The organism is Salmonella sp. 741265116_PST, assembly GCF_046567715.1.
Classification (GTDB): domain Bacteria; phylum Pseudomonadota; class Gammaproteobacteria; order Enterobacterales; family Enterobacteriaceae; genus Salmonella; species Salmonella enterica.
In genome coordinates this window covers 1-25,343 of sequence record NZ_JBKFPH010000036.1, presented here as the reverse complement: position 1 = coordinate 25,343, position 25,343 = coordinate 1, and the positions used below count along the sequence as shown (strand labels likewise).

Genomic DNA, 25,343 nt, shown 5'->3' with positions numbered 1-25,343 from the left:
ATTCATTTATCCCGTTCCGTAATTACAATGGCGCTTTGTTCCAGTTCCGCCTCCAACTGCACTTTTCCTTTCCCCGGTATGAAGCTGCTGTACCAGGCTTTTTCCGGGGCTTCCGGGATTTTGTAGGTTACCCGCCAGACCGATTTGGCCAGGTTACGGTATCCGGCCAGTATGCCGATTGCCGTGGTCTGCGCATTCAGCGGGCGACGCAGTTTTTTCTCTTCGCCGGGACGCAAAATAAAGCTGTCGCGACGCACTAAATCGTCGGTAAGGACGGATTTGTCGTTGTCATGGAGCGACCAGTAATCAGCTGTCGTGAAAGCGGCGTCATTTTTTAGTTCATAAACACGTATCTCAATGGGCGCGGCCTTCTTCTGATTGTCAGGATTCACCTTATCGGAGGCTTTCACGCTCAGGTCGAGTCGCTGTGATTCGAGGTCAGGTAACGCATCGCTACTGCCGCATCCGGAAAGCAGGAGCAGTGCAAAAGGCATAGCTACCGCACATAACCACCGAGTGGGGTTACGCCATTTATTCACTGTAAATTCCTTTAAAATCAAAACAATAAATCCGGCCAGATATAAATCTGGCCGGAAAAACAACCGTTAAATTTCTTTGTTGGCCTTGAAGTCGTAGCCTGCGGTGATGGTGCCGCCGCTGCCGCCCTGCTGGTTCTGCACCACGTATTCCTGCTTCACGGTGCTGAAGGAGAGTTCAATTGATTCGCGAGACGCAATTTCCCCTCCCTGGCTTCCGCTGGGCGATACCATTGCAATAATCAGATCTGTGAAAGTGTACTTGAGGTACTCCAGCGGATTGCCGCCAGCCTTACGCATAACCAGAATGGCCTGCGGAATGTGCTTACCGGAAGAGCAGTATTTGAACAGGTTCGGGCTGGCGCGATCGATGTAATGTTCAAATGAAAGATTAGTGACGGAGACCTTACCGGAACCGAGACCGCTACCGGCGTGCATGGTGGATTCCTGATGAATATTCCAGCGCCAGCTCAGTACTTCAATTTCATTTTTGTGTTTGTCATCCATTGACTCGCCGTCAATGCCGTCAATTTTCAGAAAAATGTCATAAGACATATCTACTATCCTTTTAACTACCTAAATTAAGCCCTGATTTATCTGCTTTATTAGGTGAACAGATTAACTATTCCTGTACAGCTCTTTCTTACCCATAAATTCATCAGAGCAAGAGAACGTATGCTTTTAATATCTTTGAATTTTACTTCTCGACACGCCTTTTAATTAATTCATTTAATTCCCTGTCGTGGATAAAATCTATGCACTTCATGGTATTAAAATCTGATGATATCGAGCCGTTATATTTCAACCCTGAATATTTTTTCGCAATCTCATCAATTTCATGGTAAATCTCCACAGATTGTTTACCATATTCAAGGTAAGCACTGGCCGTAGCTCTGGCATCGTTTTTAACGACATCATCTTTGTATACTAATGCCAGACAATGACTCAGCGCCCAGTTTTTTAAGAGTTCCGACTGTGAATATTGTGTGGTCAATGCTTCTTGTGCAAAGGATGGCTGCCATACCAGCATTCCACTTATGCTGAAAGTAACTAATATTAACCATTTCACGGCAGTATCCACAGAGTCCCAACTTCAGGAACAAATGGTCCATTATCTGGATCATTTAATAAGTGGCACTGATCTGAACAGATACTGCCATTCCATAATGTAACGTGTCCTCTGGCATTGCTCCAGCCATGCCCTTTTACTACGATAATTCCTTTCTTCCCTATAAAGTCACTCTGTTTCGGATTATTAACAATAAGATCAGGCTTGCCCATAGTATGAGTAAGATAATCAATCATATCATTCACGCGATAAATATAGAATTTATTATCGGCACCACTAACCTTTGCATACGGAGAGTTACGGGCTATTGGGAATCCTGTCGCATTCAAAACATAGCTCATTCGAATAGGGCAGGCATTTTGAAAATAACCACCAGTTATATTTTTCCCAACGTTTCCACCAATAATGCTACCCACATCAGCGACGGAATGATTCACCTTCCTAAAAGCTAACCACGCTTCATTGAATGAAGGTCTGTTCATTTTGCTTACCCTCTAAAAATTCTGTGTAGGTCATTAATTCTTAACACGTATCTTCATGGACGCCGCTTTCTTCTGATTGTCAGAATTCACCTTGTAAAACGCTTTCACGCTCAAGCCAGGCCGCTGCGATTAGGGATCAGGTAACGCATCGCTACTGCCGCATCCGGAAAGCAGGAGCAGTGCAAAAGGCATAGCTACCGCACATAACCACCGAGTGGGGTTACGCCATTTATTCACTGTAAATTCCTTTAAAATCAAAACAATAAATCCGGCCAGATATAAATCTGGCCGGAAAAACAACCGTTAAATTTCTTTGTTCGCCTTGAAGTCGTAACCTGCGGTGATAGTGCCGCCGCTGCCACCCTGCTGGTTCTGCACCACGTATTCCTGCTTCACGGTGCTGAAGGAGAGCTCAATTCGCTCGCGAGACGCGATTTCGCCTTCTCTGTTACCGCTAGGTGAAACGACCGCAACGATCAGATCGGTAAAGGTGTACTTGAGGTACTCCAGCGGGTTGCCGCCAGCCTTACGCATAACCAGAATGGCCTGCGGAATGTGCTTGCCGGAGGCGCAGTATTTGAACAGGTTCGGGCTGGCGCGATCGATATAATGCTCGAATTCCAGATTAGTGACGGAGACCTTACCGGAGCCGAGGCCGCTACCGGCGTGCATGGTGGATTCCTGATGAATATTCCAGCGCCAGCCCAGCACCTCGATTTCATTTTTGTGTTTATCATCCATTGACTCGCCGTCAATGCCGTCAATTTTCAAAAAAATGTCATAAGCCATTTTTATATCCTTATTAAGTTTTACTTAAAATTAATCTGATTTTATCTACATCTTTGTTTATAGATAAATCATTGCCGTACAGAATCCCTCTCCAATAATTTCAGGAGAACAGAAGACTGTATATTTTTCCGGTACCGATAATGTATTTAGTTATTTTATGAGTTCGCGTTATTTAATGGATATAAATAATGCCTCATAACTTCCGATAATAAAAACTATAACCTGTACTGAAATTTTCACGTCTCAAATTGCTAATTACAGATAAAAGATACAGACTGGTCTTCTGGCGACCCCTCAAAATCACGGGTCTTACAGCGAGTAGAAGAAGCAGGTATTGGTTGCGTCAACCATATCTGTTCATGACCATAAATGCACGAAACCCAATAGCGATCGGTTTCTTTATCGCTAACACGTTCTGTTTCCCATACAGACCAATTTTCACCGTTTACTTTTTTAGTCTCTGGTTTGAGATCCATCAGGTTTTCAGGTTTACCCTGCGTTACCCCAATACTACTTAACCATAAACGCGACATATATCGGGGAGAAAGCTGCCACGGCGCTGGGACATCAGACTTCAGGCTCACAGCAGAAGACTGAGTATCAATAACAGCCGGACAACTAACTTCCCAAGCCACAGCATATTGTGAAAAGAGCAGAACAATACCAGGTAACAGATGAAAAGTTGAGCTTATGGTCATAATATGTATTTCCTACTCAATAATATAAAAAGCTTCGGCATTGTTACTGGCATCCGGATATGTGCCATCACTACGTATCCCACCTTTACGAGAAAGTGAGCGGGACGAGATTTTTTTCTTCTTTTTCCACTGATCCATAACATAAATATAGTTAGAATCCTGTTCAAGATAGAAAGCCGCATGTTTATGCACAGCGTCACCAGTTGGGTATTTACCATTAACAAAAGTTGCGATTGCTGTCCCCCTGGGGATCGACTTATCCCCAAAAACCTTCCGCCCTTGCTTCCAGGTTCCTGTAACCCCCAAATGTGCATATTGCTTGACTAAAGCCACACACTCCCCATCACCGACCTGATCTTTCCCTTGCAACGAATCAACCAAACCGTAAATATATGCCATATATCCCTCTTTATATTCTCTATCTTCTCTGACTTCACTCGCTTAAACATTCACAAAATAAATGCATCAGGCATTGCCCTGCTTCACTGACGGCAGTTTTGTCACCAGGCGCAGCGATCCCGTCAGCCCTTCAAGCTGGAAATGCGGACGCAGGAAGAATTTCGCGTCGTAATAACCTGGATTGCCTTCGACCTCTTCCACCACTACTTCAGCGGCAGCCAGCGGACGACGGGCTTTAGTTTCTTGCGAGGAGTTCACCGGATCGGCGTCGACATAATTCATGATCCACTCGTTCAGCCAGCGCTGCATATCCTCACGCTCTTTAAAGGAACCGATTTTGTCGCGGACGATACATTTGAGGAAGTGAGCGAAGCGCGAGCAGGCGAACAGGTACGGCAGACGGGCGGACAGGTTGGCGTTGGCCGTCGCGTCCGGATCGTAGTATTCCTGTGGTTTTTGCAGCGATTGTGCGCCGATAAAGGCGGCATAGTCTGAGTTTTTACGGTGGATCAACGGGATAAAACCGTTTTTCGCCAGTTCAGCCTCGCGGCGGTCAGAGATGGCGATTTCGGTCGGGCATTTCATGTCCACGCCGCCATCGTCAGTCGGGAAGGTATGGCAGGGAAGATTTTCCACCGCACCGCCTGATTCCACACCGCGAATCAACGTACACCAGCCGTAGTGTTTGAAGGAACGGTTGATGTTTACGCCCATCGCGTAGGCCGCGTTGCTCCAGACGTATTTGGTATGGTCAGAACCATCCGCATCTTCTTCAAAATCAAACTCGTCCACCGGGTTGGTTTTTGCGCCATACGGCAGGCGGGCAAGAAAACGCGGCATCGTCAGGCCAATATAACGGGAGTCTTCGCTAGCCCGCAGCGAGTTCCACGGCGCATATTCCAGGTTCTGGGTGACGATTTTGGTCAGGTCGCGGGGATTCGCCAGCTCCTGCCAGGAGTCCATTTGCAGTACCGAGGGGGAAGCCCCGGCAATAAACGGCGCATGGGCCGACGCGGCGACTTTGGCGATAGAGCCAAGCAGATCCACATCGGGCGGTGTATGGTCGAAGTAGTAATCCGCAATGATACAGCCATAAGGTTCGCCACCTAACTGGCCGTATTCGGCTTCATACAGTTTCTTGAACATCGGGCTTTGATCCCAGGCGATGCCCTTGTAACGCTTCATGTTGCGCCGCAATTCATCTTTTGACAGATTCATGAAGCGGATTTTCAGCTTTTCGTCGGTCTCGGTGTTGTAAACCAAATGCTCCATACCGCGCCAGGAGGATTCCAGCTTCTGCCAGTCGGGATGTTGCAGGATCAGTTTGATCTGTTCGGTCAGTTTAAAGTCGATCTGCGCAATAATAGCGCTGATGCTTTTATAAGCGTCATCGCTGACTGTGATCGTGTTCGCCAGCGCCTGTTGCGCCAGCGTCTGCACCGCGGCTTCCACGGCTTTTGCCGCCTGGGTAGTCTTGGGTCGGAAGGCCTGATTCAGCAACGCATCAAATTCACCGGATGCGGAGACGGTATCCTGAGCAACCGCGTCGGTTGCCTGCATATTACTGTTTGCCATGAAAATTCCTTAAAAATTCGACGTTATTCCGCTGATTCATTATCCGCTGACACACCTTGCTGGGTAGCGGCCGGTTTCGGCGCATTCGCCAGCGTTTTCAGCAGAGTCGGGTCCTGCAACAGTTTATTGACCAGATTTTCCGCCCCGGCCTTGCCATCCATGTAGGTCTGGAGGTTCGCCAGTTGGGTGCGGGCTTCCAGTAACTGGTTCAGGGCGTCCACCTTGCGGGCAATCTGTGCCGGCGAAAAGTCGTCCATATTTTCCAGCGTGATATCGACCATCAACTGACCTTCACCCGTCAGCGTATTCGGCACAGCGAACGCCACGCGCGGCGCAATGGCTTTCATGCGCTCATTGAAGTTATCAATATCAATATCGAGGAATTTGCGATCCGTCACCGGCGGCAGTTCTTCACGCGGTTTCCCGGCCAGATCGGCCAGCACCGCCATCACGAACGGCAGCTCGATTTTTTTCTCAGAGCCGTAAATCTCTACGTCATATTCAATCTGCACGCGCGGCGCGCGGTTGCGCGCGATGAATTTCTGCGCGCTATTGTTGATAGCCATAATCCTTCATTTCCTTTTTAGTCAACTGGTTGCCGCAAGGGGAGCGGTATACCGGTACAGTTTTTAAAATCGCACTACGGACACTTCGAACGGCCGGTTTCAGCAAACGATCTCAAAAACAATCTGCTCATCACCATTAACGCCGATATCAATTTGCCTGATAGCGGCTTTTTCCGTCATGGCCTGCAACCAGTAGCGCGACAGTTGTGGCAGGATGTGCTGTTCGATGTAGCCAATCAGCAACCGCGCGCCCGTTTCATGCATTGGACAGCACGCCACAATATGTGCGACCAGTTCCTCGCTATACGTCAGCGTCACGCCGTGCTGTTCACCCATCCGCGCCACCAGCCGGTCAAGGTGCAGACGGGCAATCACGCCACGCGACGTTTCGTCCAGCGGCAGGTAAGGGATCACCGTCACGCGGCCCAGAAATGCCGCCGGGAAATGCTTGCGCAATTCCGGCATTAGCGCCTCTTTAAGCCCCGTAGCATCGGGCATTAAGGCCGGATCTTCACAGAGCTGGCTGATGAGGTCGGAACCCACGTTGGTGGTGAGTAGTAGCGTGGTGTTTTTGAAATCGACATGTGTTCCCTCACCGTCCTCCATCCCGCCCTTGTCAAACACCTGATAGAAGAGTTCGTGAACGTCATGGTGCGCTTTTTCGATCTCGTCGAGCAGCACTACGCTCCAGGGGTGGCGACGCACCGCTTCCGTCAGCACACCACCCTCGCCATAGCCCACATAGCCGGGCGGCGCGCCTTTCAGCGTGGAAACGGTGTGAGCCTCCTGGAACTCGCTCATATTGATGGTTACCAGGTTTTGCTCACCGCCGTAGATAGCCTCCGCCAGCGCCAGCGCGGTTTCGGTTTTACCGACACCGGACGGCCCGGCCAGCATAAACACGCCCACCGGTTTGCGTGGATCGCCCAGTCCCGCCCTGGCGGTCTGAATACGTTCACCAATCTGCGCCAGCGCGCCGTCTTGCCCGGTAACGCGTTGCGCCAGTCGGGCAGGCAGTTCCAGCACCTGGCTGGCCTCATCTTTCACCATGCGCCCGGCAGGAATACCGGTCCAGTCGGCGACAATCGCCGCGACCACCGCCGCGCTGACTTCCGGGAACACCACCGGCGCGTCGCCCTGCCACTCCCTTAGCGTCGTTTCGGCCTGTTGCAGCGTGGTTTTGTCATCAGCATCAGACTCTGCGAGACGCAGTTCCTGCAACGTATGTACCAGTTCCAGCTCCCGCTGCCAGCGGGATTCGGATGCAGTCAGTTCATCGTTGAGCGAGAAAATTCGCGCCGTCAGCGCATCGCGCCGCTCATCTGACTGAATCCCCATTTTTTCCTGCTTCTGCAACAGCGACCGTTCCATTTCCGCCGCTTTTAGCTGCTGGCGCAGGAACTGTACGCTGGCAGGCGGCGTGTGCAGCGTCAGCGCCACGCGGGCCGCGGCGGTATCCAGCAGGCTGATGGCTTTATCCGGCAACTGCCGGGCGGGAATGTAACGGTGAGAAAGCTGTACCGCCGCACGTACCGCCTCATCCAGAATCAGTACGTTATGGTGTTTTTCCAGCGTATCCACCAGACCACGCACCATTTCCATTGCGGGGATCTCTTCCGGCTCGGCAATCTGCAACACCTGAAAACGACGGGTCAGCGCCGGATCCTTCTCAATATGCCGTTTGTATTCGCTCCAGGTGGTGGCGCCGATAGTCCGCAGGGTGCCGCGCGCCAGCGCCGGTTTCAGCAGGTTAGCGGCATCGCCCGTGCCGGATGCGCCGCCCGCGCCCACCAGAGTGTGGACTTCATCGACAAACAGAATAACCGGCTGCGGTGAGCGCCCGGCCTCTTCCAGTAACCCTTTCAGACGCGATTCAAACTCGCCTTTCATGCTGGCTCCGGCCAACAGAGCACCAACATCCAGCGCCAGCAGCCGTACTTCCCGCAGCGCGGGCGGCACTTCCCCCTGCGCAATCGCCAAGGCAAAACCTTCGACGACCGCCGTTTTCCCGACGCCCGCCTCACCGGTCAGTAGTGGATTATTCTGACGACGGCGCAGCAGAATATCCGTCATGGTGCGGATTTCATGCTCACGCCCCGTCACCGGGTCGATTTTGCCGTCGCGCGCCAGTGCCGTCATGTCCTGACAGTATTTTGCCAGCGCGGATTTACCATCCTGCCCACCGTTGGGAATCGCCTGACTGCTTTCACCGGGAATGGCTGATGCCAGGCCGGAGCCGTCGTAAGGGCGCTCCTGCGCTTCCGGCGATGTTTCGATCAACGAAGGCAATATTTCCGTCAGTTCATCAACCGGAAGCGTTGCCAGCGGCGCGCAGATACTGTTCAGTACCCGACGCAGTTCTGGCGTGGTCAACAAGGCCAGCAGCAACCAGCCGCTGCGAATTTTGTTATCGCCGTAACGGACGCTTGCCAGCATCCAGGCCTTTTCAACGCTGAGATCGATATGGTGAGAAAAATCACTGATGGCGCTGGCCCCAGCGGGCAGCATCTCCAGTTGCCGGAGTAACGCTTTCTCCACATCGGAAAGAGGGATCTGGTAATGCCGAAGAACGTGGAGAATATCGTTATCGGGCTGCTGTGTTAACTGGTGCAGCCAGTGGGTCAGCTCAACCCAGGGATTAGAGCGTAGTTTGCAAAATGCCGTCGCCGATTCCAGCGACCGGAATAGTGGGCCGGCCAGTTTTCCATACAACGCACTGCGTGAAACAGGAGTTTCCATTTGTTATGCCTTGGGACATAAAAATTCATAAAAATAGCGCATCAATGCACATGAATATATAAACAATTCTTTATTAAAATGTTCGACAAAATATCGAAACAAAACAATGATACAGATCAGGGACTAATTAGCAACCAGGCCGTTAATATTAAACAATCAAGTAATGGCAAGATAAATCGTAATTATATAATTAAATGAAATAATATTTCAAAAAGGCATTTGTGCATATAGCAATGCATTCACGACAGCAATAACAAAAGGGTGTCATCAATAATGAACTACTATGAAGTTAGTTAAACTTATTTATGAATTAAAGCTCCCTAAACGTTTCCTCCAGAAAAATAAATACATTTAAGAGCCTATCCCACCAGGCGTTATTGGCGCAGCCAGTTTGGACACGGACAGCGCGCAAAAACCGGAGCGTACACGTAGTACGTGAGGATTTTGAGCACTGCCCAGGTCCAAAATGGCAAGTAAAATAGCCCTGATGGGATAGGCTCTAAGGGACATAATGAAACAAGACATGTGGGAATTACGGAAAATACAGTCGCAGGGTATAACGGATAACGCACAGTATCCCGCCGGGACATACATCGTATTTACTGCCGCCGCCCCCTACATTCCGCTTTTTGAGCAACATGGGAAAGACGATATCGCGCTCAGTCTTGTTCGCCACGAAGAGGCGTGGTGGATTGTTAATCACTCTGATGAACTGTGCTGTGCCGTCAATGAGCAGGTGATGGAACCTCATCACCGTATGCGGCTGAATGATGGAGATACGATTGAATGGGGTCTGTCATCCTGGTGCCTTGCCCGCACCAATGATGAGTCCCGTCCCGATGTTTCGTTTCCTCAGTTGGTTCAGTCATCTGAATCCGTTGCTGAGTACCTGGATCTGGACTGGTTTAAACAGCAACAGCTCAATCCGCAGAACCCGTTCGATATTATTCCCGTCCGGGAAACCGCGCCCTCTTACACCGGCCATGAAGCGGATAGCACGCTACACCAGCTTTACCAGGAATATCAGCAGGCATTACGGCCCTCCGGGCAGGAAAAGCCCCTCCGTCCTAAACCGTTTCCCCGAAATGAAGACGCTGTCACTCAGGATTTGACGTCGTTATACGATAAAAAGGGCGACACCGACACGTTACAGGATATGGTGGCAGGCGCGCCCGGTATTGATGCCATTCTGGATACGCTGGACGCGACCGGTGAGGGTGAAATGCACTGGCTGGCGATGGAATCAATGCCCGATATCCTGCAACTGCTCTCGCCGGAACTGGCGGGGAAAACCGCACATAGCGAGATACTGCCCGATCTGACCCGCCGCGAGCATCGTATTATTGGCATCGACAGCCACTACCGAATCACTCCGACACAGAAAAATGGAAATACCGCCCATGAAAAAAACTGACACGCTTCCTGCTACTCTGTCCGCGCTGATACAGGAATATTCTATTGCACAGGGGATTCAGATGGCGGAGCAGCAGGTTCGGGAAAATCCGGCGAAGGCGCTATGCCGCCACAGCCTGTTTCAGTTGCTGTGTGTGGCCGGAGATTGGTCGCGGGCGCTACACCAGCTTCAGCTATGTGCCAGAATGGAGGCCAATTATACCCAGGAGGCCCGGCTGTACCGGGAGCTGGTTCGCTGCGAAATGTTCCGCCGCACCGTTTTTCAGGGTGAACAACGGCCAGGTTTTCTTCTGCCGCAGCCCGTCTGGGTGGAGTCACTCCTGGCGGCACTCGCCTGTCATGGCGATACCGGTGAGGTTGATAAACACCGTAATACCGCACTGGAAGCCATAACAGATACTGGCGGGCAGTGGAACGGCGGCGCATTTGACTGGGCGAGCGACAGCGATTCCCGCCTTGGCCCGGTACTTGAGCTGGTCACCGGCGGCGTGTATATCTGGCTGCCGTTTTCGCAAATACGCTCGCTGGAATCGCCGCAACCAACACGCCTGACCGATTTGCTGTGGAAACCCGTTAATATCACCCTGGTGAATGGCGATACGCACGGAGCCTGGCTCTTTACCCGTTACAGCGGTTCGGAAAGTGCATCCGACGCCCTGCGTCTGTGCCGGGAAACCGCCTGGCAGGACGGCCCCGGCGAAACCACCGTGGGGGCGCTGGGGCAGAAAGTCTGGCTGACCAGCCACGGCGATATCAGCCTGCTGGACATGGCCCATTGTACCTTTCATGCTCAGGAAAACGATGGCGCATGAGCACGTCCCGTTTTACACCCGCTAACCACCTGCTGCCCACCCTATTTGATCGGCTGTGTGACAATGCTCCGTATCAGAAAATTGACCGGGATATCAGCGTCACGCCGGTACAACTGAAGGAGATCATTCGTCGGGATCTCTCCTTTTTGCTCAATACCATTAGCCACGAGGGTGACATCGACGCCCGGCGCTATCCGCAGGCGGCGGCGTCAGTGCTCAACTATGGCCTGCCGCCGCTGGCGGGCAGCTTTATGTATGAGCATAAGTGGGACGATATCAGCGAGGCGATTCGGCGCGCCATTATTCGTTTCGAACCCCGGCTGAACGCCGCCACACTCAGGGTCACGCCATTGCTCGATAAAACCCGGCAGGGTAGCTATAACACGCTACAGTTTGAAATTCGCGGACAAATTCTGACGCAGCCGTATCCCACGGAGTTTCTGGTACGCAGCGCGTTGGATATGGAGCTGAGCCGCATTACGTTCTTTTAATACAGGGCATTATTCATGGATCCACGGCTACTGGAGTATTACAACCGCGAACTGAGCTACCTGCGGGAGACCGGTGCTGAGTTCGCCACCCTCCATCCCAAAATTGCCGCCCGGCTGGGGATGCAGGGAAGCGATATTGCCGACCCGTATGTGGAACGCATGATCGAGGCGTTCAGCTTTCTGAGCGCCCGTACTCAGCTAAAAATTGACGCCGAGTTTCCCCGCTTCACACAGCGATTACTGGAAGTCGTCAGCCCCAATTACGTCACCCCCACGCCATCGATGGCAGTGGTAAAACTGTATCCCGATACGCAGGAAGGCGACCTGGCGAAAGGGGTCACCGTGCCGCGCGATACCGCGTTCATTTCCCCCATCCCGGAAGGCGAAAATACCGCCTGCCAGTTTCGCAGCAGCCAGGACGTCACGCTGTGGCCGCTGTCCATCGAGGAGGTACGCCTGACCGCCGCGCCGCCGGATATGCCCGCCCTGCACCGCTATCTGCCGCCTAATATTCATGTCGCCGGGGCATTGCGCATCACCCTGCGAACCTTCGGGGAACTGACTTTCAGCGAGCTGGCCGGTCCGGCACGGCTGCCCTTTTACCTCTGCGGCGAAGAACGCATTGCGTCACACCTGTTTGAGCTGCTGCATACCAGCGCCGTCGCCACACTGGCCGGTGAACCCGGTCACTTTGACGGCGAACTGAATGTGAATCTTCAACACCCGGTGGCGCACGAAGGGCTGGAGCCAGGGCAGGGGCTGCTGCCGCTCGCCTGGAACGTGTTTCACGGCCATAATCTGCTGCATGAATTTTTCGCCTGTCCGGAGCGGTTTTACTTCTTCACCCCGACCGGATTGTCTGCCGGTCTACAAAAGGTGCAGGGCAATGTGGCGGAAATTATCATACTGCTTAACCGCCTGCCGCCGGACTGGCTGATTCATCAGACGGACGCTGCACAGTTCAGCCTGTTCTGTACGCCGGTGATCAACCTGTTTCCCCGCACTACCACCCGGATTGAAGTCACTCACAGCGTGACGGAACAGCATCTGGTGGTGGATCGTACTCGTCCGCTGGATTACGAGGTGTTTTCTGTCCAGGAAGTTGAAGGCCTGGAAGCGGAAACCACACGGAAGATGATTTTTCGTCCGCTGTATCACACCCGTAATAATGACGAAGGCAACCACGGGCGTTATTTTTCACTGCGTCGTGAGCCGCGCCGCTCGTCAGAAAACGCCCGCCGCTATGGCACCCGAACCCCCTATACCGGCTCGGAAGTCTTCCTGTCGCTGGTTGATCAGCATGAAGCGCCCTACCCGGAAAATCTGCGCCATATCACCGTCACGGCAATGGTGACTAACCGCGATCTGCCCTGCCTTATTCCACGTAATGGCCGGGATGATCTGACCGTAGATGCGGCGATTCCGGTGGCGGGCGTGGGTCTTATCAGACCGCCGCGCCCGCCGCAGCCGCCGCTGGCTGAACGCGAAATGGCCTGGCGGCTGATCCGGCAATTGTCGTTTAATTATCTGCCGCTGGCCGATCTGGATCACCGCACCGGCGGCCAGGCGCTGCGCGATCTGCTGAACCTGTTTATCCCGGCTCACGACAGCCCGCAGTCGCGCCAGGTGCGCAGCCTGATTGGCTGCAAAACCACCCCGGTGACCCGCCGCCTGCCCGGCTCCGGCCTGTTGGTCTATGGCCGGGGCGTCAGTTGCGAACTGACCGTGGACGAAGAAGGATTTTCCGGTATCAGTCCTTACCTGTTCGGTCTGGTGCTGGAACACTATATTGCCCGCCATGTTTCCATTAATACCTTCTCACAGATGACGCTGCACTCGATGCAACGCGGGCATGTCATGACCTGGCCGGTCAGAACCGGGCAACGGGGGAGCATATGACCGGCGCTCTCGACCAGGCGCAGAAAACCCCCTGGCGTTACGGATTCCTGAACCTGATGCGGCGCGTGGATGCCCAGCTCTGTGATACTCCGGCAGGCAGTATCTGGCAGCCACGGATGGAAAAATTCCGTCTGGGACAGACGCCGACGATGACCTTTGCGCCACGGGAAATCGCCCAGGTCAGCTGGCAGGATGGACGCCTGCACCTGAGTCTGTACAGTCTCGGACTGTGGGGGCCAAACGGCCCGTTGCCGCTGCACTATACCGAGCTGGCGCTAAATCGCTCAGAGAGTCGTCACGATCCGACGCTGGTTCATTTTTCCAATATTTTTCACCACCGCTGGCTGACGCAGTTCTGGCAGGCATGGCGCAGCGCTCAGTCCGCTGGTGGCGGGCTGGACAAACCGGAACACGACCGCTTTGCGTTTTATATCGCCAGTCTCAGCGGGCAGGATCTACGGGAAAGCGCCGAAAGCCCGCTGTCAGATCATGTTCGCCTGGCGGCCTCCGCTCATCTGGTACGCGAATCGCGCAATCCTGACGGGCTGGCCGCCACGCTGGCGCACTATTTCAGCGTACCTTTTGCGGTGAAAGAGTTCGCCCTGCACTGGATAACGGTGGCGAACGATGAAATCACCCGTCTGGGCACGCCCGCGCAGTCTTCGGTGCTGGGCAACGGGGCGCTTATTGGCCAGGCCGTACCGGATATGCAGTACAAATTCCGGCTAATTATCGGCCCGCTCACGCTGGAGGATTACCTGCGTTTTCTGCCCGGCGGCAACAATCTGCCCGTGCTGACAGAACTGGTGCGTACGTTCATCGGTTTTGAATATTGCTGGGAAATTGAGCTGCAGTTGAAGCCCCATGCCGCACCGCCTGCGGTGATCGGCGGCGCGCAGCGGCTTGGCTGGACGGCCTGGGCAGGTAAAGCTATGCATGACCGTCCGGTGACCGGCATGATTTTTGAACCTGAACACGGCTTAACCCACTGAGAGTAATGATATGGACATGTCCCTGACTAAACCGGTAAGCGCGGAACAACCCTGCGGCCCCGATCCGGAGTACGATCCGGAATACCTGCTGCTGTTCAGCCGCGCCGCCCCCCAGGCGGAGGCGCAATATGGTGATTTTGTCAGTACACCGGAAGCCGTGAACTGGCCGGAAATTGAGCGTGATGCGCGCCGTCTGCTCACGCGCAGTAAGGATATCCGGGTGTTGATCCTGCTGCTGCGCAGTCGCATCCAGCAGGCTGGCGCACAGGGACTGGCGGAAATGCTCACACAACTGACAGAACTGAGCGTAATCTGGTCTGATGCACTCCATCCACAGCTACTCACCGGCGAAGGTGCATCCGCAGAATCTGTTGAAGATGCGGCGCTGGCGCGCAGTAACGCTCTGGCGGCACTGCTGGATCACGAAGGCGTGATGGCGGATATTCGCAGTATCACGCTGTCCAACAGTGCCGCCCTGCGCCTTCAGGTACGGGATGTCGAGCGCGCGTTATCCGCTCCTCGCCCGGCTGATGCGCTGGCCCCCGAATCCGTCCGCCAGCAACTGGCAGACCTCGAAGCCCGTGGGGCATTACCGCTGGCGGCGTTTCGCGAAGCGCAGGAAAGCGCAGAACGCCTGCAAGTGTGGGCGCGTGAGACATTAGGCGATCTGGCTCCAGATTTTTCACGCCTGCGGCAGTTGTTGGCGCTGCTGCCTGACGTGGTACAGACAACCACGTCGGAAATCCCTCCGTCGCCAGCGCCAGACCCCGCAGGCACGGTTATGGATAATGCCGTTCCGGCACGGGCAGAGGATGTGCCGCCTGTCAACGCGCCACCCGGTATATCCCTCCCACACAATGCTGAACCGGGGCCAATTCGCGATCGTAATGATGCGCTGGAACGCCTGCGGTGCATTCGTCGCTGGTTTGAGAGCAGTGAACCCAGCAGCCCGACCATCCCACTGTTACGCCAGGCTGAAAGACTGGTGGGAAAACGGTTCTCGGAGGTGATCAATGAGATCCCGGTGGAGTTACTGGAGAAGTGGGATGCCCTGGAGTGATGATGCGCATGTCTGGCGGTTCTCCGTGATTATCTGAGTGACATCAACATTACGCAGTCTGCTTCTGCGCTGAACATGTCCCGATCCCGGTTAAGCACCGCCATGAGGCCGCGCCTTAAATGTCAGTGGGACAAAATAACCATGACAGTGAAAGAAGTGGCTGTAATATCCTGCTCGTCATCCAGGCGTAGACCCATTTGCGTCAGATTCCACGATAGGCGGTGGAACTTCTTGAAGACGAAAAAAAAACCGTATCCCTTTTACAGTGATACGGTTTTTTTTACTTCACAGGATGTATAAAAACACCCTGAGATTTGTATGTGGCGGAACGGACGGGACTCGAACCCGCGACCCCCTGCGTGACAGGCAGGTATTCTAACCAACTGAACTACCGCTCCGTGATGTTCCCGCTGGGAACGAGGCGAATATTACGGTTTGCGGTGTCGCCCGTCAACGCTTTTTCTCACCTTTTGAATCAGTTGCTGCAAAAATCGCCCGAAGGATGATTTTTATAGCCTAAAAAGGAATAAATTACGCCCGCCAAAGGCAACTTCCGCCCTTTTTCTGCACCAGATCAAGCCGCGATTCATGCGCAGCCAGCTCTTCCTCAGAGGCAAAAACGACCCGTAACCGGCTGGCCTGGCGAACGATTCGCTGAATGGTCGCTTCACCTTGCTGCCGTTGCGTCTCTCCTTCCATCGCAAACGTCATGGACGTTTGTCCGCCCGTCATCGCCAGATACACTTCAGCAAGGATCTGGGCATCGAGCAATGCGCCGTGCAAAGTACGTTTGCTATTATCTATCTCATAACGCGAACACAGCGCATCAAGGCTGTTACGCTTACCGGGGAACATTTTCCGCGCCAACGCCAGGCTATCGGTAACTTTGCAGAAAGTATTGGTTTTAGGAATATCGCGTTTAAGCAGACCAAACTCATAATCCATAAAGCCGATATCGAACGATGCGTTATGGATGACCAGCTCCGCGCCGCGGATATAATCGAGAAACTCATCGACCACATCAGCAAAAACCGGCTTATCCAGCAGAAACTCATCGGCAATACCGTGTACGCCAAACGCTTCCGGATCCACCAGCCGATCCGGCTTCAGGTAAACATGAAAATTGTTGCCGGTCAGACGACGGTTTATCACCTCAACCGCACCGATCTCAATAATCTTGTGACCTTCATAGTGCGCGCCTATCTGGTTCATACCGGTGGTTTCGGTATCGAGGACAATCTGTCGTGTAATTGCAGTGCTCATATCGGTCATTTATGTCAGACTTGCGTTTTGTTATCGATTTCAATTACAGGAAGTCTACCAGAGATGCTTAAACAGGTAGAAATTTTCACCGATGGCTCTTGCCTGGGGAATCCAGGGCCCGGTGGTTATGGCGCTATCTTACGCTATCGCGGTCATGAAAAAACGTTTAGTGAAGGTTACACGCTGACCACCAATAACCGTATGGAACTGATGGCGGCGATCGTCGCGCTTGAAGCGTTAAAAGAACATTGCGAAGTGACATTGAGCACCGACAGCCAATATGTGCGGCAAGGAATTACCCAATGGATTCATAACTGGAAGAAACGCGGCTGGAAAACAGCGGAAAAGAAACCCGTAAAAAATGTCGATCTCTGGAAACGTCTCGATGCTGCATTAGGCCAGCATCAGATCAAATGGGTATGGGTCAAAGGCCATGCAGGCCACCCCGAAAACGAGCGTTGTGATGAACTGGCGCGCGCCGCGGCAATGAATCCCACGCAGGAAGATAGTGGCTACCAGGCAGAAGCTTAGCCATCCGGTTTGCGATATTGCCGGGTGGCGCCAACGGTCTGGCGGATAGGGGTTTTACTTTTATTATGTCGCAGCGGATTAAGCGTAAGCGGGATGGTCCGCTTACGGGCCACAATAAGCTGTAAACAGCCCAGCGCCGGGATATGCGTATTTAAAAGCCGCCCTCCCTGCTTTTTCCAGGGTAAGACATGAAAACGGCTATAATGTAGCACTTCGAAATTGAGTAAAGACAGCCAGTCCAGTTGCCGCATAAGGGTAAACATTCGACTATTATAGGGCGGTGTTTTACGTAAAACGGGTACCAGTTTACGTAACCCCATCAAACTCAGCGGATTAAATCCACTGATGACCAGCCAACCGTCATCAATCAATACGCGGTCGGCTTCCCGTAATAAACGGTGCGGGTCGGTACACCACGGCAAAGTATGCGCCAGCAGACAAACATCGACGGATTTATCCGCAAAAGGAAGATGTAGCGGATCGGCCAGAACCTGCATCGGCGACCCCTGCGATGAAACATTCACCTGATGGGAGACCGCGCACGCTTCGGAATTGATTTCTGCGCTTAAATTACCGATTTTAAGCAAATGGAAACCATACATTTTTGCAAACCACGGATTTAGCTGCTGTTCCAGCGCCTCACGGTAGTAATTGCCCCAGGGCAACTCACCCCAACATCCGGGCGCAACGACAGTTTGAGAGAGCCTTGCCGGTTTCATCGCAACCTTCCGCTAATTATTTGAGAGGTAATATATGAATCTTAACAGTATTCCCGCGTTTCAGGACAATTACATCTGGGTGCTGACCAATGATGAAGGCCGCTGTGTGATTGTTGATCCCGGCGAAGCGGCACCCGTCTTAAAGGCCATTGCTGAACATAAGTGGATGCCGGAGGCGATTTTTCTGACGCATCACCATCACGACCATGTTGGCGGAGTCAAAGAGCTGTTGCAACACTTCCCGCAAATGACGGTTTATGGACCGGCGGAAACGCAAGACAAGGGAGCAACCCATCTTGTTGGCGATGGCGATACTATTCGCGTTTTAGGCGAGAAATTTACGCTTTTTGCCACGCCGGGTCACACGTTAGGACACGTCTGTTACTTTAGCCATCCTTACTTATTCTGCGGCGACACGCTGTTTTCCGGCGGCTGTGGCCGACTGTTTGAAGGCACACCATCACAGATGTATCAGTCATTTATGAAAATTAATTCTCTGCCTGACGACACACTCATTTGCAGCGCTCACGAATACACTTTAGCTAACATTAAGTTCGCATTGAGCATACTTCCGCACGATTCGTTCATAAATGAATATTATCGTAAAGTTAAAGAGTTACGTGTAAAAAAACAAATGACATTACCCGTTATTCTTAAAAATGAGCGTAAGATTAATCTTTTTTTAAGAACTGAAGATATTGATTTAATTAATGAAATAAACAAAGAAACAATATTGCAACAACCAGAAGCGCGTTTTGCATGGTTAAGGTCAAAGAAAGACACGTTCTGATAATTCTTACTTGTCATTCGCTAACTTCGCCGTTATGATCGGTCGTCTTTTAAGCAACTATTGACACACACATGAAGGCAAAAGCGATATTACTCGCCTCTGTCCTGCTTGTGGGGTGCCAGACGTCTCAGAACACTGGCAACGTCCAACAGCACGCACAGAGCCTTTCTGCAGCTGGTCAAGGGGAAGCAGGAAAGTTTACGAGTCAGGCACGATGGATGGACGACGGAACGTCTATCGCGCCAGATCAGGACTTGTGGGCTTTCATTGGCGACGAGCTAAAGATGGGAATTCCGGAAAACAGCCGGATTCGCGAACAGAAACAGAAGTATTTACGCAATAAGAGCTATCTCCACGATGTAACTTTACGGGCAGAGCCGTATATGTACTGGATAGCGGGGCAGGTTAAGAAACGTAACATGCCTATGGAGCTGGTACTACTACCCATAGTGGAGAGCGCTTTTGATCCTCACGCAACGTCTGGCGCCAATGCCGCAGGCATCTGGCAGATCATACCGAGCACAGGGCGCAATTATGGTTTAAAGCAGACCCGTAATTATGACGCGCGTCGCGATGTTGTAGCCTCTACGACCGCCGCGTTAGACATGATGCAGCGTCTGAACAAAATGTTTGACGGCGACTGGCTGTTAACCGTTGCAGCGTATAACAGCGGCGAAGGCCGTGTTATGCGGGCAATTAAAGCAAACAAAGCGCGTGGAAAACCAACGGATTTCTGGTCGCTTTCTTTGCCCAGAGAAACAAAACTCTACGTACCTAAGATGCTGGCATTGAGTGAAATTCTCAAAAACAGCAAACGCTACGGTGTACGTCTGCCAACAACAGATGAAAGCCGAGCGCTGGCACGAGTTCGTTTAAACAGTCCAGTTGAAATGGCCCAGGTTGCGGATATGGCGGGCATGTCTATCAGCAAGCTGAAGACGTTTAATGCCGGTGTAAAAGGGTCTACCTTAGGCGTAAGCGGTCCGCAATATGTTATGGTGCCCAAAAAGCATGCCGAGCAGTTGCGTGAGTCGCTGGCTTCCGGTGAGATTGACGCCGTTCAGTCCCAACTGATCGCCGACAATACGCCGCTGAATAGCCGTAGCTATAAGGTGCGATCTGGCGATACGCTTTCCGGTATTGCTTCGCGGCTTGGCGTAAGCACGAAGGACTTGCAGCAGTGGAACAACCTGCGTGGTTCGCGCCTGAAAATCGGGCAAAGCCTGACCGTGGGAGCTGGCAGTAGCGCGCAACGACTGGCAAACAATAGCGATAGCATTACCTATCGTGTCCGTAAAGGCGATTCGCTTTCCAGTATCGCCAGACGTCACGGGGTGAATATCAAAGATGTGATGCGCTGGAACCATGATACGGATAATCTACAACCGGGCGATCAGCTTACGTTGTTTGTGAAGGACAATAGCACGCCAGATTCCTGATATTGTCCGACGAAAAAGCCAAAAGGCGCCGCTTCCCCCGGCGCCTTTTAAATTGCTATACCGCTTTATGCGCTTCCAGCATGATAGTATCGCTGCTAAACGAGCCGTCATCCTGCAACTCAAAATAGCGCTTCACCTCTACCGGGGCACTCGCCTGATATAATCGAATCGCCTCAACCAACGGCGCTGGCGTACGCATCCGCGTTACCCATGAGCGAAACTCCAGCGATAAACGATCGGTTATCACGGTATTCGTTACCAGCATCGCGTTATTGACCATCGCCAGCCATTCACCACTGGAATAGTTACGGACATGCGACGTGTCGCGTAACGCCTCCACCGTTTGCAGCCAGATATCGCGTACAGGATGTCCTGCCGACATGACATCCATGATAATCAGCACGCCGCCGGGTTTTAATACACGATTAACCTCACGCAATGCCTGACCAACGTCGTGCCAGTGATGCGCGGAATAGCGGCTAATCACCACCTCAAACGATGCGTCTTCAAAGGGCAGCTTTTCTGCATAGCCTTGCCGGAGGGTAATATTACTTAAATGTCTTTCTTCCGCCGCTCCAGCGACAACCTCAAGCATGCTGGCGGATAAATCGTATGCCACGACCGAGTTGACATGTTGCGCAGCGACAAAACTCGCGTGTCCAGCTCCACATCCCATATCCAGTACGTTCGCGTGGGAAAAATCAGACAACCTTTGCGCCAGCCGCGCTAAGTCACGACCTGCTGCGTGAACGGCGCTATGTAAATAGGCGTTCGCCTGTGAACCAAACTGCTTTTCAACATTGTCATGGTGGGAATGCGTTGTCATGGTAGTGCCCTTCTGTTATGAGAAAAATAGAGGGCAGCACCCGCAGAGGCCTGCCCCACGGCAGACCTGACGCACCTTTATTGCTCAGGTTTGCCGGGACTGAATTCAACGAGTAGCGGATTGTGATCGGACGCGCGCGTCACCAGTACGGAGGCTTCATTCACGTTTAACCCACGATAAAAAACAAAATCCAGCGGTCGTCCAAACGCACGACGGCGCTGATCGTCAGTGAAACGAACCTGGCGCAGCGACATCTCACGTGCAAAGCGGTACAACGCATTCATACGTGGACGGCTCCAGGCATTAAAATCACCCGCCATAATGACAGGGCCGCTATGGTGCGCAATCTGGTCGCCGATCGGAAGTAACTGCTTACTGTATACGTCCACACCCAGACTAAAATTTACCGCATGAACATTTACTACCATTAATAAACGGGTATCCGGCAAGGGATATACCGTCACCAGGGCTGATTTCGCCAAACGTAAAATCGGTTCTCTTTCCCGTAAAGGGCAGCAGTAAACAGGATGGGCGGCAGAAAGCGTCATGACGCCAGACGGATGCTGAGGTAATACAAAAGCGGGAACCTGATCGGCAGCAAGATAGTTAGCGGTGGCAAACTGTACCAGTTCAGGCGTCGTCTGTGCCTCCTGCAACAGGACCAGATGCGCATCTTTGCCGTAGTTCTTCAGCACCGATAACCATTCGGCTCGCTGCTGCTTGAATATATTCCACACGAGGATACGGATCCGCTCTTCACTGCTTAGCGGTTCCCCGGCGGGCAATGCCTGGCCAATGCTCGCAAACGACCCTGGCGGCAAAATCCGTTCGGCGGGCTGTCCGGCAACATAGCGCATCGCATAGGTGTTTTTTCGCACTTTAGACTTTCAAACCTCTGTAACGTCAACCAGTCCGCAACCGGACTGGTTCTTCTGTTATAGGGATTTTAGCACTCACTTTCAACGAACAATTGCAGTTTGTTTTGTAAGTAGGCGCTTACATCAATAATTTACTCCAGAGCAATGCGTACAGGTTTATCAAGACGTCCGCTGACGCCCATTAGTAAGAAAGCCACCAGAACAATGAGGGCGCCAATCCACGGCGTCTGCGCCAAACCGTAATGCTCCACCGTTTGCCCGCCAATCACGGAGCCCAGCGCAATACCAATGTTAAACGCCGCAATGTTCAGACCTGACGCCACATCTACCGCATTAGGCGTGAATTGTTCCGCTTTCTGTACCACGTAGACCTGCAAACCCGGTACGTTACCGAAGGCAAAGACCCCCATCACCAGAATGGTAGCCAGCGCGGCATACTGCGTGGAGGCCGTCACCTGGAAGACCATCAGCAGAACAAACAGCGCGGCGAAAATGAATTTCAGCGCAGGAACGGCACCATGCTTATCTGCCAGTTTACCGCCCCAGATATTGCCGATAGCCACAGATACGCCATAACCCAGTAGGATCCAGCTTACTGCTGCCGGGGAGAATCCCGCCAGATCCTGCATCATCGGCGCCAGGAAGGTGAATGCCGTGAATACCCCGCCGTAGCCCAGCGCCGTAACGGCGTAAATCAGCAACAGACGAGGATGAGTCAGTACTTTCACCTGGTCACGAATGCTGGCGGCCGCCCGACCGGGAATATTGGCCGGGATCAACAGTTGACTACTTATCAGCGCAATCACCCCTAACAGTGATACCGCAAGGAAGGTCTCACGCCAGCCAAAATGCTGACCGATAAATGTCCCCAGCGGCACGCCCGTGACCAGAGCTACCGTTAAACCACCAAACATAATAGCGATAGCAGAAGCCGCTTTCTCTTTTGGCACCAGACTTGTCGCGATGGTAGATCCAATCGAGAAGAACACGCCGTGCGCCAGGCCCGTCAGCAGACGGGCGACGATTAATGTCATATAGCCCGGTGCCTGCCATGCCAGCAAATTCCCCGCCGTAAACAAGACCATCAGCGCAACCAGTAACTGTTTACGCGGCAGGCGTCCGGTCAGCGCGGTTAGCACCGGCGCGCCAATAGCCACACCCAGCGCATAGATTGAAACCAGCATTCCGGCGGAAGGTAACGAGATAGCCAGTTGTTGAGCAATGGTCGGCACCAGGCCGACAATCACAAACTCAGTCGTACCGATAGCGAAAGCACTTATTGTCAGTGCAAATAAAGCGAGAGGCATACATAACTCCATAACAGCAGTAATCAGATGACACGCAGTATGCCTGGATGTTTTAATGACAAAAATAGCCAAAATATCAATTTAATTTTGCTGCAGGAGCAAAAATGAAAGCCACCTCCGAAGAACTCGCAATTTTTGTCGCTGTCGTGGAAAGCGGCAGCTTCAGCCGGGCGGCAGAGCAGCTTGGACAGGCCAATTCCGCTGTCAGCCGGGCAGTTAAAAAGCTGGAGATGAAGCTCGGCGTCAGTCTGCTTAATCGTACGACCCGACAGCTGAGCCTGACTGAAGAAGGAGAGCGATACTTCAGGCGCGTGCAGCAGATACTGCAAGAAATGGCCGCCGCAGAAACGGAAATCATGGAGTCGCGTAATACCCCGCGCGGCTTACTGCGTATCGATGCGGCAACGCCGGTAATGCTGCATTTCCTGATGCCGCTGATTAAACCTTTTCGTGAACGGTATCCGGAAATAACATTGTCTCTTGTCTCCTCAGAAACGTTCATCAATCTTATTGAACGAAAAGTGGATGTTGCGATACGCGCAGGCACGTTGACAGATTCAAGTCTGCGCGCGCGTCCGTTATTTACCAGTTATCGTAAGATTATCGCCTCGCCGGATTATATTGCCCGTTTTGGCAAGCCAGAGACCGTTGAAGAGTTAAAACGGCATCTGTGTCTGGGGTTCTCAGAACCTGTCTCGCTCAATACATGGCCGATTGCCTGTAGCGACGGGCAGCTCCATGAGATCAAATGTGGGATTTCTTCCAACAGCGGGGAAACGTTAAAACAACTTTGCCTGAGCGGTAACGGCATTGCATGTCTTTCAGATTATATGATTGATAAAGAGATCGCGCGGGGAGAACTGGTGGAACTGCTGGCCGATAAACGTCTGCCGGTAGAAATGCCTTTCAGCGCCGTTTACTACAGCGATCGCGCCGTCAGCACACGCATTCGGGCATTTATCGACTTTTTGAGCGAATATATAAGAACAGCCCCCGCAGGAGCTGTGAAAGAGGGGTAAAGGGTACAAAGGGTCAGGCAATTAATCCCACTCAGGGGCCAAACCTTCCGGACTAACCAGGCGGTCGTTGCAGTCCAGTGCCGCGATCGCTGCTCTATCTTCGGCATCCAGATGCAGGTTCTGCGCCAGCAGGTTGCTTGCCAGGTTTTCACGCCTGGTGGATGAAGGGATCACGGAGTAACCTTCACCCATTGCCCATGCCAGAATAACCTGCGCCGGGGTCGCATTATGTTTAGCCGCAATGCGCGAAATCACTTCATCTTTCAGCGTCTTACCGTATGCCAGCGTCATGTAAGAGGTGATATGGATATCGTGCTCGGTAGCCCAATCAACGACTTTGCGGTTTTGCAGGTACGGTGACAGCTCAATCTGGTTGGTGGCGATATGGTCTGCGCCCACCGCGGCAATAGCCTTTTCCATCAACGGAATGGTGAAGTTTGAAACGCCAATTTCGCGAGTCAGCCCTTGTTTTTTAGCTTCAAGCAATGCCTGCATAAATTCTTCGACAGACACGGCATCACCCGGAGATGGCCAGTGGATCAGCGTCAGATCGACATAATCGGTACGCAGTTTTTTCAGACTCCCTTTCAGACTTGGGATCAGCTTGTCTTTGCTAAGGTTTTCAATCCAGATCTTGGTAGTGATGTACAGCTCGCTACGTGGTACACCGCTCTCAGCAATCGCCTGTCCAACAGCCGCTTCATTATCATAGATTTGCGCAGTGTCGACAGCACGGTAGCCCAGTTCAAGCGCCGTTTTAACAGAAGCGATAACCACGTCGTCTTTCAGGCGAAAAGTACCTAAACCGAATGCAGGGATAGTCATAGAATTCCTCTTTTTAATCACTATGTTCGTTAACTGAGGGGATTATGACCTTCAGCGCTTTGTAGAAAAAGAGCGAGAAATGCAGAGGATTTTTGCGAATTGAGCAATAATTAAATGACAGGCAAAGAAAAAGCCCTGAGCTAATGCTCAGGGCTTTTAATAAGTGGCGGAACGGACGGGACTCGAACCCGCGACCCCCTGCGTGACAGGCAGGTATTCTAACCAA

The 25,343-nt window shown here is 52.4% G+C and carries 26 protein-coding genes, 1 tRNA gene and 1 pseudogene; 10 read left to right on the top strand and 18 right to left on the bottom strand.

The annotated features are described in order from the left end of the window. Nucleotides 1-2: 2 nt before the first annotated feature. The 11 genes and pseudogenes from tssJ to tssH form a co-directional block, all read right to left on the bottom strand. Nucleotides 3-539 (bottom strand): type VI secretion system lipoprotein TssJ, encoded by a 537-nt coding sequence (gene tssJ / locus ACLD11_RS19115; protein ID WP_076728131.1) that lies wholly within the window; start codon nucleotides 537-539, stop codon nucleotides 3-5. Between the two features lie 66 nt (nucleotides 540-605). After that, nucleotides 606-1,091: an Hcp family type VI secretion system effector gene (locus ACLD11_RS19110; RefSeq protein WP_000119443.1), complete on the bottom strand. Its 486-nt coding sequence runs from the start codon at nucleotides 1,089-1,091 to the stop codon at nucleotides 606-608. 142 nt (nucleotides 1,092-1,233) lie between these two features. Beyond that, nucleotides 1,234-1,617 carry a type VI secretion system amidase immunity protein Tai4 gene (locus tag ACLD11_RS19105; protein WP_000379146.1) on the bottom strand — a complete coding sequence of 128 codons (384 nt, stop codon included), beginning with the start codon at nucleotides 1,615-1,617 and terminating at the stop codon, nucleotides 1,234-1,236. After that, on the bottom strand, nucleotides 1,602-2,087 hold the full coding sequence (locus ACLD11_RS19100) for a type VI secretion system amidase effector protein Tae4 (protein ID WP_001081550.1): 486 nt from the start codon (nucleotides 2,085-2,087) through the stop codon (nucleotides 1,602-1,604). Before ACLD11_RS19100 ends, ACLD11_RS19105 begins: the two co-directional genes overlap by 16 nt. A 42-nt stretch (nucleotides 2,088-2,129) precedes the next feature. Further along, nucleotides 2,130-2,324 (bottom strand): annotated as a pseudogene (locus tag ACLD11_RS19095) (type VI secretion system lipoprotein TssJ); the annotation flags it as partial. Nucleotides 2,325-2,390: 66 nt separating this feature from the next. Beyond that, the gene (locus ACLD11_RS19090; protein WP_000312793.1) at nucleotides 2,391-2,876 is read right to left on the bottom strand and encodes an Hcp family type VI secretion system effector; all 486 of its coding nucleotides are present in this window, start codon (nucleotides 2,874-2,876) and stop codon (nucleotides 2,391-2,393) included. Between the two features lie 251 nt (nucleotides 2,877-3,127). Beyond that, on the bottom strand, nucleotides 3,128-3,574 hold the full coding sequence (locus ACLD11_RS19085; protein ID WP_024146195.1) for an STY0301 family protein: 447 nt from the start codon (nucleotides 3,572-3,574) through the stop codon (nucleotides 3,128-3,130). A gap of 12 nt (nucleotides 3,575-3,586) precedes the next feature. Beyond that, nucleotides 3,587-3,973, bottom strand: a complete 387-nt coding sequence (locus tag ACLD11_RS19080; protein ID WP_023202546.1) for a BPSL0067 family protein — start codon at nucleotides 3,971-3,973, stop codon at nucleotides 3,587-3,589. Between the two features lie 66 nt (nucleotides 3,974-4,039). Beyond that, nucleotides 4,040-5,548: a type VI secretion system contractile sheath large subunit gene (gene tssC, locus ACLD11_RS19075; RefSeq protein WP_000013884.1), complete on the bottom strand. Its 1,509-nt coding sequence runs from the start codon at nucleotides 5,546-5,548 to the stop codon at nucleotides 4,040-4,042. 23 nt (nucleotides 5,549-5,571) lie between these two features. Further along, nucleotides 5,572-6,114 (bottom strand): type VI secretion system contractile sheath small subunit, encoded by a 543-nt coding sequence (gene tssB / locus ACLD11_RS19070; protein WP_000996815.1) that lies wholly within the window; start codon nucleotides 6,112-6,114, stop codon nucleotides 5,572-5,574. A 99-nt stretch (nucleotides 6,115-6,213) separates the two neighbouring features. Next, entirely contained in the window at nucleotides 6,214-8,853 is a 2,640-nt protein-coding gene (tssH, locus tag ACLD11_RS19065; protein ID WP_411015257.1) for a type VI secretion system ATPase TssH, read from the bottom strand. Between the two features lie 511 nt (nucleotides 8,854-9,364). Here tssH and tagK point away from each other — a divergent pair. The 6 genes from tagK to ACLD11_RS19035 are packed head-to-tail and all read left to right on the top strand — an operon-like array spanning nucleotide 9,365 to nucleotide 15,520. Then, the gene (gene tagK, locus ACLD11_RS19060; RefSeq protein ID WP_183059882.1) at nucleotides 9,365-10,267 is read left to right on the top strand and encodes a type VI secretion system-associated protein TagK; all 903 of its coding nucleotides are present in this window, start codon (nucleotides 9,365-9,367) and stop codon (nucleotides 10,265-10,267) included. Beyond that, on the top strand, nucleotides 10,254-11,078 hold the full coding sequence (locus ACLD11_RS19055) for a type VI secretion system accessory protein TagJ (protein ID WP_183059881.1): 825 nt from the start codon (nucleotides 10,254-10,256) through the stop codon (nucleotides 11,076-11,078). Before tagK ends, ACLD11_RS19055 begins: the two co-directional genes overlap by 14 nt. After that, the gene (gene tssE / locus ACLD11_RS19050; protein WP_000108007.1) at nucleotides 11,075-11,569 is read left to right on the top strand and encodes a type VI secretion system baseplate subunit TssE; all 495 of its coding nucleotides are present in this window, start codon (nucleotides 11,075-11,077) and stop codon (nucleotides 11,567-11,569) included. The genes ACLD11_RS19055 and tssE overlap by 4 nt, the downstream gene beginning before the upstream one ends. 15 nt (nucleotides 11,570-11,584) lie before the next feature. After that, nucleotides 11,585-13,468, top strand: a complete 1,884-nt coding sequence (gene tssF, locus ACLD11_RS19045; protein ID WP_183059880.1) for a type VI secretion system baseplate subunit TssF — start codon at nucleotides 11,585-11,587, stop codon at nucleotides 13,466-13,468. Then, nucleotides 13,465-14,460 (top strand): type VI secretion system baseplate subunit TssG, encoded by a 996-nt coding sequence (gene tssG / locus ACLD11_RS19040; protein WP_000145239.1) that lies wholly within the window; start codon nucleotides 13,465-13,467, stop codon nucleotides 14,458-14,460. Before tssF ends, tssG begins: the two co-directional genes overlap by 4 nt. 10 nt (nucleotides 14,461-14,470) lie before the next feature. Further along, entirely contained in the window at nucleotides 14,471-15,520 is a 1,050-nt protein-coding gene (locus ACLD11_RS19035; RefSeq protein ID WP_411012404.1) for an ImpA family type VI secretion system protein, read from the top strand. Nucleotides 15,521-15,841: 321 nt separating this feature from the next. On the opposite strand, the gene ACLD11_RS19030 is transcribed toward ACLD11_RS19035, so the two are convergent. Both ACLD11_RS19030 and dnaQ read right to left on the bottom strand, forming a co-directional pair. Continuing rightward, nucleotides 15,842-15,918 (bottom strand) — tRNA-Asp (locus ACLD11_RS19030). A 133-nt stretch (nucleotides 15,919-16,051) separates the two neighbouring features. Beyond that, nucleotides 16,052-16,783: a DNA polymerase III subunit epsilon gene (dnaQ, locus tag ACLD11_RS19025; protein ID WP_001670675.1), complete on the bottom strand. Its 732-nt coding sequence runs from the start codon at nucleotides 16,781-16,783 to the stop codon at nucleotides 16,052-16,054. A gap of 63 nt (nucleotides 16,784-16,846) precedes the next feature. Between dnaQ and rnhA the strand changes: the two genes are divergently transcribed. Then, on the top strand, nucleotides 16,847-17,314 hold the full coding sequence (rnhA, locus tag ACLD11_RS19020) for a ribonuclease HI (protein ID WP_000917872.1): 468 nt from the start codon (nucleotides 16,847-16,849) through the stop codon (nucleotides 17,312-17,314). Here the strand turns inward: rnhA and ACLD11_RS19015 are convergent. After that, nucleotides 17,311-18,033 (bottom strand): class I SAM-dependent methyltransferase, encoded by a 723-nt coding sequence (locus ACLD11_RS19015; protein WP_000801238.1) that lies wholly within the window; start codon nucleotides 18,031-18,033, stop codon nucleotides 17,311-17,313. The two genes, rnhA and ACLD11_RS19015, sit on opposite strands and share 4 nt — an antisense overlap. Before the next feature lie 34 nt (nucleotides 18,034-18,067). Between ACLD11_RS19015 and gloB the strand changes: the two genes are divergently transcribed. Continuing rightward, complete coding sequence (gene gloB / locus ACLD11_RS19010; RefSeq protein WP_183059877.1) at nucleotides 18,068-18,823, top strand: hydroxyacylglutathione hydrolase; 756 nt, start codon at nucleotides 18,068-18,070, stop codon at nucleotides 18,821-18,823. 71 nt (nucleotides 18,824-18,894) lie between these two features. Beyond that, nucleotides 18,895-20,262 carry a murein transglycosylase D gene (gene mltD, locus ACLD11_RS19005; protein WP_000644706.1) on the top strand — a complete coding sequence of 456 codons (1,368 nt, stop codon included), beginning with the start codon at nucleotides 18,895-18,897 and terminating at the stop codon, nucleotides 20,260-20,262. A gap of 55 nt (nucleotides 20,263-20,317) precedes the next feature. On the opposite strand, the gene ACLD11_RS19000 is transcribed toward mltD, so the two are convergent. The 3 genes from ACLD11_RS19000 to ACLD11_RS18990 form a co-directional block, all read right to left on the bottom strand. Beyond that, entirely contained in the window at nucleotides 20,318-21,088 is a 771-nt protein-coding gene (locus tag ACLD11_RS19000; RefSeq protein ID WP_411015256.1) for a class I SAM-dependent methyltransferase, read from the bottom strand. A 77-nt stretch (nucleotides 21,089-21,165) separates the two neighbouring features. Beyond that, nucleotides 21,166-21,966 carry an endonuclease/exonuclease/phosphatase family protein gene (locus ACLD11_RS18995; protein ID WP_001230970.1) on the bottom strand — a complete coding sequence of 267 codons (801 nt, stop codon included), beginning with the start codon at nucleotides 21,964-21,966 and terminating at the stop codon, nucleotides 21,166-21,168. Between the two features lie 131 nt (nucleotides 21,967-22,097). Then, nucleotides 22,098-23,273 (bottom strand): MFS transporter, encoded by a 1,176-nt coding sequence (locus tag ACLD11_RS18990; RefSeq protein ID WP_411015255.1) that lies wholly within the window; start codon nucleotides 23,271-23,273, stop codon nucleotides 22,098-22,100. A gap of 104 nt (nucleotides 23,274-23,377) precedes the next feature. On the opposite strand from ACLD11_RS18990, the gene yafC reads away from it, so the two are divergent. Further along, entirely contained in the window at nucleotides 23,378-24,292 is a 915-nt protein-coding gene (gene yafC, locus ACLD11_RS18985; RefSeq protein WP_183055954.1) for a DNA-binding transcriptional regulator YafC, read from the top strand. Nucleotides 24,293-24,313: 21 nt separating this feature from the next. Here the strand turns inward: yafC and dkgB are convergent, their stop codons facing one another. Beyond that, nucleotides 24,314-25,117, bottom strand: a complete 804-nt coding sequence (dkgB, locus tag ACLD11_RS18980; protein WP_183059874.1) for a 2,5-didehydrogluconate reductase DkgB — start codon at nucleotides 25,115-25,117, stop codon at nucleotides 24,314-24,316. Nucleotides 25,118-25,343 lie beyond the last annotated feature (226 nt).